Annotated in this window: 10 protein-coding genes and 1 pseudogene; 1 reads left to right on the forward strand and 10 read right to left on the reverse strand. The window is 55.3% G+C overall.

Features of this window, described 5'->3' with window-relative positions:
- Nucleotides 1–146: 146 nt before the first annotated feature.
- From PY650_RS30980 to PY650_RS31005, 6 genes are all read right to left on the reverse strand, one after another.
- The gene (locus tag PY650_RS30980) at nt 147–1355 is read right to left on the reverse strand and encodes a phage baseplate assembly protein (RefSeq protein WP_349644531.1); all 1209 of its coding nucleotides are present in this window, start codon (nt 1353–1355) and stop codon (nt 147–149) included.
- 30 nt (nt 1356–1385) lie between these two features.
- A complete protein-coding gene (locus PY650_RS30985; protein ID WP_285883684.1) occupies nt 1386–1598 on the reverse strand; it encodes a hypothetical protein in 213 nt (70 codons plus the stop codon).
- 194 nt (nt 1599–1792) lie between these two features.
- Nucleotides 1793–3109 carry an AAA family ATPase gene (locus PY650_RS30990; RefSeq protein ID WP_285883686.1) on the reverse strand — a complete coding sequence of 439 codons (1317 nt, stop codon included), beginning with the start codon at nt 3107–3109 and terminating at the stop codon, nt 1793–1795.
- Complete coding sequence (locus PY650_RS30995; RefSeq protein ID WP_285883688.1) at nt 3087–3353, reverse strand: hypothetical protein; 267 nt, start codon at nt 3351–3353, stop codon at nt 3087–3089. Before PY650_RS30995 ends, PY650_RS30990 begins: the two co-directional genes overlap by 23 nt.
- 93 nt (nt 3354–3446) lie before the next feature.
- Nucleotides 3447–3887: a hypothetical protein gene (locus PY650_RS31000; protein ID WP_285883690.1), complete on the reverse strand. Its 441-nt coding sequence runs from the start codon at nt 3885–3887 to the stop codon at nt 3447–3449.
- A 206-nt stretch (nt 3888–4093) separates the two neighbouring features.
- Nucleotides 4094–4870: a hypothetical protein gene (locus PY650_RS31005; RefSeq protein ID WP_285883692.1), complete on the reverse strand. Its 777-nt coding sequence runs from the start codon at nt 4868–4870 to the stop codon at nt 4094–4096.
- A 639-nt stretch (nt 4871–5509) separates the two neighbouring features.
- Between PY650_RS31005 and PY650_RS31010 the strand changes: the two genes are divergently transcribed.
- On the forward strand, nt 5510–6247 hold the full coding sequence (locus tag PY650_RS31010; protein ID WP_285883694.1) for a hypothetical protein: 738 nt from the start codon (nt 5510–5512) through the stop codon (nt 6245–6247).
- Nucleotides 6248–6406: 159 nt separating this feature from the next.
- Here the strand turns inward: PY650_RS31010 and PY650_RS31015 are convergent, their stop codons facing one another.
- The 4 genes and pseudogenes from PY650_RS31015 to PY650_RS31030 form a co-directional block, all read right to left on the reverse strand.
- Entirely contained in the window at nt 6407–7240 is an 834-nt protein-coding gene (locus tag PY650_RS31015; protein ID WP_285883696.1) for a hypothetical protein, read from the reverse strand.
- Between the two features lie 467 nt (nt 7241–7707).
- The gene (locus tag PY650_RS31020) at nt 7708–8442 is read right to left on the reverse strand and encodes a hypothetical protein (RefSeq protein ID WP_285883698.1); all 735 of its coding nucleotides are present in this window, start codon (nt 8440–8442) and stop codon (nt 7708–7710) included.
- Nucleotides 8443–8494: 52 nt separating this feature from the next.
- Complete coding sequence (locus PY650_RS31025) at nt 8495–9469, reverse strand: DUF2971 domain-containing protein (RefSeq protein WP_285883700.1); 975 nt, start codon at nt 9467–9469, stop codon at nt 8495–8497.
- Nucleotides 9470–9809: 340 nt separating this feature from the next.
- Nucleotides 9810–10038: pseudogene (locus PY650_RS31030) on the reverse strand (hypothetical protein); the annotation flags it as partial.

The raw sequence follows: 10038 nt of genomic DNA on the forward strand, positions 1-10038 counted from the left end.
TTCAAGTACCAAAGGCTCAGTCATCGCGGGTACGCTCCAAATATTGGGCGAGGGCGGCCATGCGGCCGCCTGGGATTGGTTGTCTGCCACAGATGGCGGACGTTATGCGTGCTTGTGCAATTGTCATGAATATCTCGCGTCGTGCATTAGATGTGGCCCGCAAGGCCTCCCGGTCCCGTCACTATCGGCGCGCCGGGAGTGATGACCGTCGATGTTGCCTTTTGAGCGTCGGTCTGCTCTGGGGCCGCGCCCTGGACACCGAACGGTGACGTCAACCACTTCTGGGCGATAAGCGTGGTGCGCGTTCCGGCTTGGTCCTGGGTGAAGGTCACTTCGGCGATCTGCAAGTCGGAAGTCTTCAGTAGTAGCATCGGGGAATCGATCGAGATCTGGTCGAACACCTCTGGCAGATTGCCGGATGACAAAAGCCAGCCTTGATAAACGATACGAACGGTGACCTGCTGGCTCAGAGAAAGCAGTTGGCAATATCCGGCCGCCTGTTTTAGATCGTCTCTATCGGCTGGGATGTCTGCCTGCGTCCGCTTGTACGTTGTGAAGTTGGAGCCGCTCGAATCCGCCTTACCGGAAAAGGCACCGCGGTTCTTAGCGGGCGTGCTATTGTCGTCACCGCGCTGCTGGCCAGTTACCTCGACGGTGGTGTCGGGTGCGTTCTGTGCAAGGCAGCTGGCGGACAGGATATTTCTTCCCTCGACGAATTCGGCCGCCGGCTTTTTGTCGGCATTGCCCTGCGCGACCAGACCACCGTTTTTGTCATCGCGAAGCCAAACGCCCCGATACTTCGACAGCCTGGACAGTAGGCTGAAAGGGGTCTCGTCCGGCTCGATGTTGACGTACTTAAATGGCTTTTCCCATCCCGCCGGGGGGTTCAGGGCCTTCAACACCACACCGACCGGCGCCAGCACCTTGTTGGCAATGGCCTGGAAGCTGTAATTCTTGAACTCGCCGTCCTTAAGCGGGATCGACTGTCTGACAGCCTTCTGCACTTGCGATGCAAAAGTCACCCGCACCGAATGGTTATTGGCGTCATAGGCCACCTGGCGCTCGTGGATATGGCCTGAGGCAAACAACTGTCCGGCAAGCTTCACCGTAGCGGAGTCGCCTGGCTTGATCTGCAGAGACTGCCCGACCGCGCCGTTGGTGCCAACCTTCTCTGTCACGCTCAAGGTGACCATGCGCACGACAGGGTTACTGCTCGCTGTCGCTGTTACCGAGTCCCAATCACGGAAGACTTTCCCGTTGATCGTGACTTCGCACGTCTCTTCAATTTTGGGCAAATTAATACTCCATAGCCGCCCTATCCGACGTGAAGGCCGGATGAGCGGGGCTGTTTTCATTGATTGGTTGGTGGGTGCCGGCGGCCCGATTTAGGCGGCCGAGGGTGCCGGCTTGCGGATCAGATCGGCTTTATCGAGATAGAAGCTGCCATCCTTGGAACGGATCTCGACGATGTATTTCGGCTCATCGCCGCCGGCATCGATGCCGACCACGCGACAGGGTTGCCACTCTTCGAAAGTCTTGCCGCTACGGCTGACTACCGTGTGGCGGTTGGCGGTGTATGGGGTGGGGATTGCAAACATGGATCATCTTCTTTCTTCTCCTCGAAAGTGTTGCGATAAGCGGTGGGTAGGGAGCGGCCGGATTCCACCGGCCAGCGGTGCTTCCACCGCATGGGGGGTATAAGGGGGGTGGTGGCTACCCCCGGTGGAAGGCGGTGGAAGGTCGCTGGAAGTGCGGTGGAAGGGTCGGTGGAAATACCGGAAAGGTTCGGCGTTCAGCCCCTGGGGCCGAAATCTTCGGACGCCAGGATCAGTCGCTTTCGTTGTCTGGACGGTGGTCCCTCCATGACAATCCGAACATCGCCTGAATCAATGAGGCGCTGCATGGCATCTGCGAGTGCCTTCTTCGACATGCCCTCGGCGGCAGGGTGCTTCGCCATCTTCGCGGGTGCGTAGCTGGTGCCAGTGACGTCGCTGACGTTCTGGCCAGTGCGGTTGAACAGGGACAGTACATCCTTGAACACTCGTTCGGCCTTTGCCGCCAGAAGCTGTGATCCCAGTTGAGGCTTCCCATCGTCGAGAACGAACGCACCATCCTTCCAGCGCAGCCGAATTTCACCGCCGGTCGTGCCGTAGTTTGCCTTCATCGTCTTCAGGATACGCAAGTCCGGATCTGCATCTTTGGCTTCCGGCCGAGTAAGGTAGAGCCGAGATCTGACGGAGTTGTTCCATGCGGTCGAGCCGGACGAGCCGGTGCCCGTTTGGATACCCTGCACAGAGGGATGGGCCAGCAAGATGACAGCGCAATCGACGCCTATAGCAAGTTGGCGAAGCATGCCGATGAACTGTCGTACCTGGCCACGCTTGATCTCGTCACCGCCGAAAAGATCCGCAGCTGTGTCAAACACAATTAGGCTCGGCTTCCAGTCGCAGGTGAAGTCGACAATGTCTCGCATGAGCGGCGTGGCCAGCATCTTGCCCGATTTATCGGGCATCGCCAAAAGCGCGTCTCGGTCAGCGAGGGGCAGTAGGCGAAACTCCGCCAGATCGACCAGAGTGCGGCCGTGCGACTTCGCGATGTCCAGCAGACGACGGTGAAACTCTTCAGCTTCATCCTCGGCGCCGACATAAAGTGTGCGACCTGCGCAAGGCTTCATTTGCAATGTGTCGACTGCCATAGCGCCAGCGGCAGCGAGTTGAAGCGTCAATAGCGATTTACCCACGCCGCCGTCGCCATTCACGATGGTGACTTGGCGCATGGGTATCAAGTCTTCTACGTACCACTTACGCTCAGGCACCGGCTTGCCGTGCCATTCAGCTGGGTTAATCAAGACAATTGACTGATCTTCCGCTTGTGCCGGCGGAGAGCTTGGACTGAAGCGCGGTGCCGATGACATCGCAGACTTGTTATCGTTCACCGGCTTCTGCGTAGGCGGCTTCTTGAGGTATTGCTGGCCGATTGTGCGAATTTCGCCATCATCAAAACTGATCAACGCTCGACCTTCGGAAATCGAGACGATCTTGCCTCCGCCGAACATACCATGGTGCATGCGCTCGCCAGTGGCGAAACTAGGCTGCTCGCTGGTTGTCATCGGCGGTCATTGCCTCGAGTTGGTCGGCTGCCAGTCTTGTAATGCGTGCGGCCAAGGGTGCGGCAAAGGTGGCCACGCGGCGGTATCCGGACTGCGGCGCAAAGGTCAGTAATCGGCCATCACGCATTCTTAGAAGCCGCAGACCGTAGAGCCTGACTTCGTCTGTTAGCTTGAGATCGAAGCAAGCGACGGCCCGGTGTCCTCCACTGTGTTCGTCGATGAGCTTGAAATCCAGGATTTCCATTTCGCCCTTTCATAAGTTGGCAGCCCTGCCGACGACGCCGGAAGGCTGGATAATGTCACTGATGGGTGAGGTTGGCGTCGCGACGCCTGTCGGTTATGCGCCCTCCGTCGCATAAACTGCCGCGGCCCGCTCGATGAGGTCCACTGCCAGCGCGCGAAGTGGAATGATGAGGGCAGACGCCGCATTGAACTCAGGATCGTCGACCATTTCGAAATCCCAGACTCCAGGACCGCGCTTGCGGATGACGAGCATCTGCGCGGCTGGCATTTCTGATGTTGCGGCCTCGGCCAGGGCTCGGACGGACGACATGGCAACCCGCAGGCCCACCCCGAACGCGCTCAAGTCGCGGACGAGGGACCAGAAATAGAGGTCGAGGCCCGACAGAAATATCCGGCCGGCGGTCCTGGTGCCGAGGAAATCATCGAAAGGACAACGGGCCATCCAAGTGCGGAGCGTGTCTTCAGGCACGCGAAGCAGGTCTGCGGACTCGACGACGCTAAACGCCGCCTGCCGCCAATACGACGGTAACGTCATGTGTTCTCCGTGTGATTGCCGAAGGTTTCGGCGGGTAAAAGCGAACGCCCCGCGCAGCCATGGGGAGGCGCGCGGGGCGATGATCAACGGTCAGGCGAGGAGGGGCTGGCTGACCGGATGGGGAGGCGTGAAGCTTGCGAGTTGTCGACGCAAGGCCAGCCTGTTGAAGGCAGGCGTCCTTCAAACTATTGCATTGCATAGCTTCTCTACGCTACGCGATTTGCAACATTGGCATGGTAACTGCTGACCGCAACTTGCTCCTTCGCCCAAGCCATCGCTCTGGTCAGCATCGCCGCGCCTTTCCGGTCCTGATATCGACCTCGAGCGCCGAACGCTTCGCCGATGCCGGACACATTCTCCCGCGCCATCAGCAACTCGATGACGTAGTCAACATCCGGTGGCGGCTGGTCGAAGCTTGGATCTTCCGCCTTGAGTGGCGAGCCTTTCGACTTGCCAGGTTTCGGTGTGCCTAGTCCGCTTTCCGCCCCGATGAAGCCGGCGCCAGGCGCAAGGGCGTCTGCGCAAACCCCGAATGACCGGAAGTCGTCTGATAGTTCATCGACATCATTCTGCGGCCGGAGCTCGTACCGGGTGTGCCTGTTGCCCGTTCGTGCCGTTTGCGGTTCAGCGTCACCAAGGCGTGGTAGCACTGCTGGAAGATTCAGGTGCGCACCTAGGTTTGACTTCGCCCTCTGCTTGCCGCGGGCGGTGCCGTTCCTGCGCGTGTCGAGCCCTCCCTGCGACCGCTCGTTGTCGTTGGCGGCAACAACAGAATCCGGTAGCCGTTGGCGCGCTATAAGCCAGAGGCAGGCAGCGCCATATTTGTCCTGCTTTGCTGCCCAATTGAATGCGGGACGCCCACCTCGATAAACCGGTGACCTGTCCTTTGGTGGCGTGTTGTCATTGGCAGCCAGGAACTTCGTCGCCAGGCGCTCGGCAGCGTTTCGCGAAGATGCTGTGCGTAGGTTCGTCGGCAGGTTCACACGGTCCTCCTACGCGGCAAGTTATCGTTCGCGGCGACGAGCCGCGTTGATGATGACATGGGGTCGTTCCTAAGGTGAGGTGTCCCAGGCAGCTTTGCGCGGCTCTTCGTGAATTTATCAACTAAATGTAGATAAATTTGACAAATTTGTCAAGATTTCGCTAGATATTGGTGGCGCTGCGTCACGCGCGCGCAAGAAATTTCCATATTAGCGCGATCGTTCTGCTGGCCCGCCGGTACTCTATTAACGTGCTGCGAAGATCGAAGTGCCCCGCCAGCACAACTTTTTCGATGGAATATATTGAACGGGAAGGTTGTCATACCCACATCCCATTTCAACACGAGACAGCCGCGCGCTTGAGGGGGCCACCAGGGCTGTTGCTAAACAGGAAATTCCCTCAATAAAGTCTGGCAGGCGATACGCGGTTCACCAAGGACTTCGCCAAAAGAGATAGGAGTTGCGTATGAACGCTTCTTTGGTTCTCGAAGCCAGTCAGTCGACGAAGTCGTTTCGATTGAAGCTTGATCTCAAGATCAGCCTGGCTTTGATCCTCGCCTTCCTCGGTCTGTAATAAAGAAGCCCTCTCGCGAAAGCGGGAGGGTTTTTCTCATCTGCCAGTTTGTCTTCAGGGGGAGTCGTTTGGAACAGACGTATGCCATCGCTGCCGAAGCGATGAGAGATTCCTTGGCAATTCTGGAGCGGGCTGTCCCAAAGCCGCGTTTTGGAATGAGCAAGGCAGGACATTGCGGTTACAGGTATGTTGAGCGCCTTCCGGGACAGGCGATATTTCTAAAATCTGTTCGTATGTTTAGCGCCATTCAATCTCTCAAGCTTCTGCTCGATGCGGGTCTATTTCTTGACGGTGGGGCATCCATGCGGATCCTCGACGAGATCGGTTCGGACATACAATTCCTAGCGGCTCCTTTTCTCACGGGCGCGAAACACGAAGCGATTTACGATCAGTTTCTGACCGAGTTCTTCCAGGAGGAGTTTGACCATTCTGAAATATTGAAATCCAGTCAGAAACGGCATCGAGTGAGTCGACAGAAGATTCGCGCCTGCATTGTACGAGCGTATGGGCACGACGATACGTCAACGCAAAATGACGTCCTTCGTGTTATCGACAACGCTTTTTCTGGCTATGTACACGGCGCCGCCGTTCACATGATGGACGCCTACGACGGCGCGCGCTTTGTGGTTCCCGCATGTGGTCACCACTCGCCTCTTCGCGGCTTTTGGGCCCAGTTTTCCCAATACTTACACCGCGCCTTGATGAACTTCGCGCTTGCCGCCAAGGCGCTGGGCTGTGAGGAAGAGTTTGGCCGCCTTTATAAATTGATTACAGTGCTCTTCGACGACGACGGCTTCGCGCGGTAGGTTGTTATCATTCGCCGCCAGCGCCGCATAATCCGACCTTTGCCTACCAGTCGCTAGGTGATTTCCGCCAGGGATACACGCCGGCCGCAGAGGGCAGCATGCGTTAGCGTTCACTCGATTACTCTTCATCGAAGGTAGCCGGATGGATAATTCGGGCAGTCACTTTTCTGGAGAACTGCTGTTCCGGTCCATCAATTGAAAAGCGGCTCGGCGGACTTCGATCGCGGCATCGAGGGCGCGGGTGATATTAGTGCCGCTGAAGTGTATGCCGATGATTCTGATTTGGTCCCATTCCTGCACCGGGCTGATGACGTTCGCGAACAATTTGCCCCAGCCTGATGGGCCGATTTTTATGATTGATGTTAGGCCCAATGTTTCAAACACGAAGAGATTGGCGCCGTCGACTTCGCCATAGAATGGCGATTGTGCGATGACTCGTGAGAGATCGGTACCTTCGGCGACCAGTGCATGATGGGAGCCAAGGACTTTCAGGTCAACAAGCGCGGAAAGCTCATCGCTTATGCGACCAGCTAGGAGAGAATCCGCAATAAGCTTCTCCATGTCAGGGCCGAGCTGAATTCCCGGGTGTCTGTCAGAAAAGGAGAATCGAAGTAAGCTCGCCAGGAGACCGAGAAAGAGATCTGGGATGCTGCCCTGCACCCGATAGAACACGACGTCTTCCCGACGCCAAAACTGATGAGATCTGGCCGGGAGATCCGCCCACCTTGCCAGCAGCTCGACAAACTTTTTGTCGAATTTGCCAAGGTAGGCATCGCAACTTGCGCACAGAATTTTCTTATCTGAAGACAAGGTCTGGCTGGAATATGACGTTGGTGACTCCATGTGGACGGTTTGAACGGTCGCGCCCGGCGATTTGAAGTCAACGATTAGGCGCTTCATGCTGTCCGGCAGCAGATGCGCGTTGCAGAGCGGTTTTTCTTCACCGCAGAGCTTACAAATTCCGAACCACTTGCCGTTTCGGATTTCTTTCATCGTGGCCTCGGCTGTTCAGTTAGTGCCGTGAGTTCCGTGTGCTGCGATGCGGCCATCGGTTGGCTTCGTGTCGATTGCTTTTGTCGGCATGACCGCCGAAAAGTCCAGTTACAGCGAGAGAAGAGCGAAAAGAATTAGTTTGAAAGCTTCCCACCGGATTTACCAATTCAACATTCAATTTAATTAATTCAAAATTAGCATTGAAGCTAAAAAATTTAGTGATATCCTTTAAAAGTTAGGCGACTTTCCGCCTACAGGCTGCGATAACACAGCCGCATTGGGCCGCCGACACGATCCCCGTCTCGACGGCTCAATTTTTGTGATTTACCCAGCCGCTCAGCCTTCATTTGAACTGATGCATATTTTGCATGAGTTGCGCGCACGTGATGATTTTTGCAATAGCGTTCGTGGGGGCGCCGGTGGACAGCTAGCAAACGTCTGGCCCGCGATGCACCCGTCTGCGGGGGCTAGGAGGCCTGGCGACCGAAATACCGTTTTAGATCGTCACTCACGCGATAGACGGCAGCAAACGCCGTTAGGGCAGTAGCGCGCGTGCAGGTATTTCCCGAACGATCGGTGCGGCCTGGATGGATCAGGTTTCGAGCATCCTTCGCGAGTTTCGCTTGCTGCTTCGCTTCTTCGCCAATCAGGTCGTATTTGCGAGCCTCCTCAATCATTTTTGCTAGTCGGATACCGTTCACGTCGTTCACACGATCTTTCAACGCCCAATGCAGCATTCCCTCGAGAGCTGCTCCCGCAAATACCGTGGCACCCATCCATTCATTTGCGGAAAAATCCGTCCAAGCTGCCCGAATCTTATCTTCAATGGGGGTACGAATGCCATCCTCCGCAATGAACGCAAGTATCGGCTCCTTTGGTGGTACCTCGTCGCCGCATTTGCTCATGAGAAGGCGGATGCGCTCAACGGCATCCTTGCCCATTACAGCGTAGGCAGGGCTAATGTCACCGATTGCCCATTTCGCCACTGCAGCGGATAGGGCAGCTCGGCAGCGGGTCAGTTCTACATATTCGTTGAACGGAAGCGCAATTAGGTCGCGAGGGACACTCTCCAGCAGCTCTAGAAGACAGCGAACCTCGTTCTGATAGCTGTGCCTAACGCCGTTGCCGTCAAGCTCATTTCTGGCCGACCCAAACATGTATTCGATTGCAACTACTATTTGGCTTGGTAGCACAGCTGCCACGTGTACACCTATGTGTTCTGGCTTCACAAATTGGTCGTGTGAATTCTAAACGTCAGTTTCTTAATGGAATTTCTGACATCCAAATCATTCCATACGGATTCTCAATTCCCCTTGTTTGCAGCACGGTACCCAATGCCTCTTTTATTTCTACGGGAAAACTTGTCGGGCCTATAATAATTCTATCTATCAACTGCGCCACCTCAATCCCAACTAGCCCTTCACTTTCCACGCTCTTGAGCGGAATCTTGAATATCTTCTGCGGAACGCCGTTAAACGTAAATATATCAGGTTTTATTCGTGTAGATTCATACATGCTCGGACTGTAAACGATCCGCCACTCCTTTTCCTCTGCAAATCCAGGATGCTTTGTGCATAGAACTGCCATTCGAAATACTTCGAACATGTGTCCTAACAGCTGCTCTTCACTGAGTTGTACTATAAGTGCAAAGTTCTGCTCGAAACCATCAAGAGTATTTGCGAATTCAATGCTGAATTGCGCTTCGCTTAGGTACGCGACTGGAGAGGTGTACGCCTGTAGAGCGTCACTTGGCCTCAGGAATGGCTCGCTTCTTACCACGATGGCAACGCCCGTTGGACCACCATAAGCACGCCACATGGACAGACGACCATTTAAATCCTCGGAATTTTCATGCTCGGAAATACATGAGATGTAAGTGCTGTTACGAATGCTCGGCAGCCACCCATTAAAGTGGTCTTCCAATTTCTTGCTGAATTCTGGAAATGAAGGCTCAATTAGCGCTGTAAAGCGCTCCTTGTGTTCCGCATAAGCTAGCCGCAGGCAACTAAAGCCATGTTCGATTTCGTTGAAGTCGTTCATACATGTCGACTTCCGCATCCAGACTTCTTCATTTGCGATTATCTTCAATGCCGTATCGGCGCTGGTGTAATGCACGAACCTCATATTCGTATTGAGAGCGTTCGCCATCCGTCGAAATGCATGAGGGTGGAACAGCTGCATAAGAGCTATCTGATTTGCGTCAAGGCCCGGGTATGGATTTGGTTGCATTGCCGACTCCAATAATTTTCGCCATAGTTGAAGGCAGCGGTGCTTGTGTCAACCGATTGAAGCTCGTTGATGTTGCTGTTCAACACGATTATCATTCGTCGCCATCGCCGCAATTTCGTGGAGAGAATTGGGCATGCGAAATCGTCTGCCGATCGGCGGTTGTTGGTGTTGACATTTCGATGTGGTTATGATCGTTGCGGCTGAAGTTTCGGCAATGATTGGCAATGATTGAGCGGAACGGAACGTGTTTAGGCGTCACGTTCGAACACGGAGAAGCCCGGATTTCCGGGCTTTCTGAGATCATTCTTGTTGTTCGGGACGTGGGGGTCGAGTGTTCGAATCACTCCACTCCGACCAGCGAAAAGGCCTTAGTTCTGCAGGCTTTCATCCCGAACAAGACTTCTTTCGCGTATGCCATTTTCCAGATAACGGACCGCTTGTCCGGTATCAGTGCGGGTGTCGCCCATTGTAGCAATGTTGGCTCCGGATCGTCGTCGGACGGCTCTTCGATCGGCTCGATGATGTCGGGCCGATCGTTTTTCGGCGAACCTACGTCCTTGCCGATCGGC

The sequence above is a fragment of the Martinezella calliandrae genome, assembly GCF_030272695.1.
In the GTDB taxonomy this organism is placed as follows: Bacteria; Pseudomonadota; Alphaproteobacteria; order Rhizobiales; family Rhizobiaceae; genus Rhizobium; species Rhizobium calliandrae.

Bases quoted from the DNA above. Each gene is read 5' to 3' on its own strand.
- PY650_RS30980 (WP_349644531.1), bottom strand. From the start codon at position 1,355: ATGAAAACAGCCCCGCTCATCCGGCCTTCACGTCGGATAGGGCGGCTA.
- PY650_RS30985 (WP_285883684.1), bottom strand. From the start codon at position 1,598: ATGTTTGCAATCCCCACCCCATACACCGCCAACCGCCACACGGTAGTC.
- PY650_RS30990 (WP_285883686.1), bottom strand. From the start codon at position 3,109: ATGACAACCAGCGAGCAGCCTAGTTTCGCCACTGGCGAGCGCATGCAC.
- PY650_RS30995 (WP_285883688.1), bottom strand. From the start codon at position 3,353: ATGGAAATCCTGGATTTCAAGCTCATCGACGAACACAGTGGAGGACAC.
- PY650_RS31000 (WP_285883690.1), bottom strand. From the start codon at position 3,887: ATGACGTTACCGTCGTATTGGCGGCAGGCGGCGTTTAGCGTCGTCGAG.
- PY650_RS31015 (WP_285883696.1), bottom strand. From the start codon at position 7,240: ATGAAAGAAATCCGAAACGGCAAGTGGTTCGGAATTTGTAAGCTCTGC.
- PY650_RS31025 (WP_285883700.1), bottom strand. From the start codon at position 9,469: ATGCAACCAAATCCATACCCGGGCCTTGACGCAAATCAGATAGCTCTT.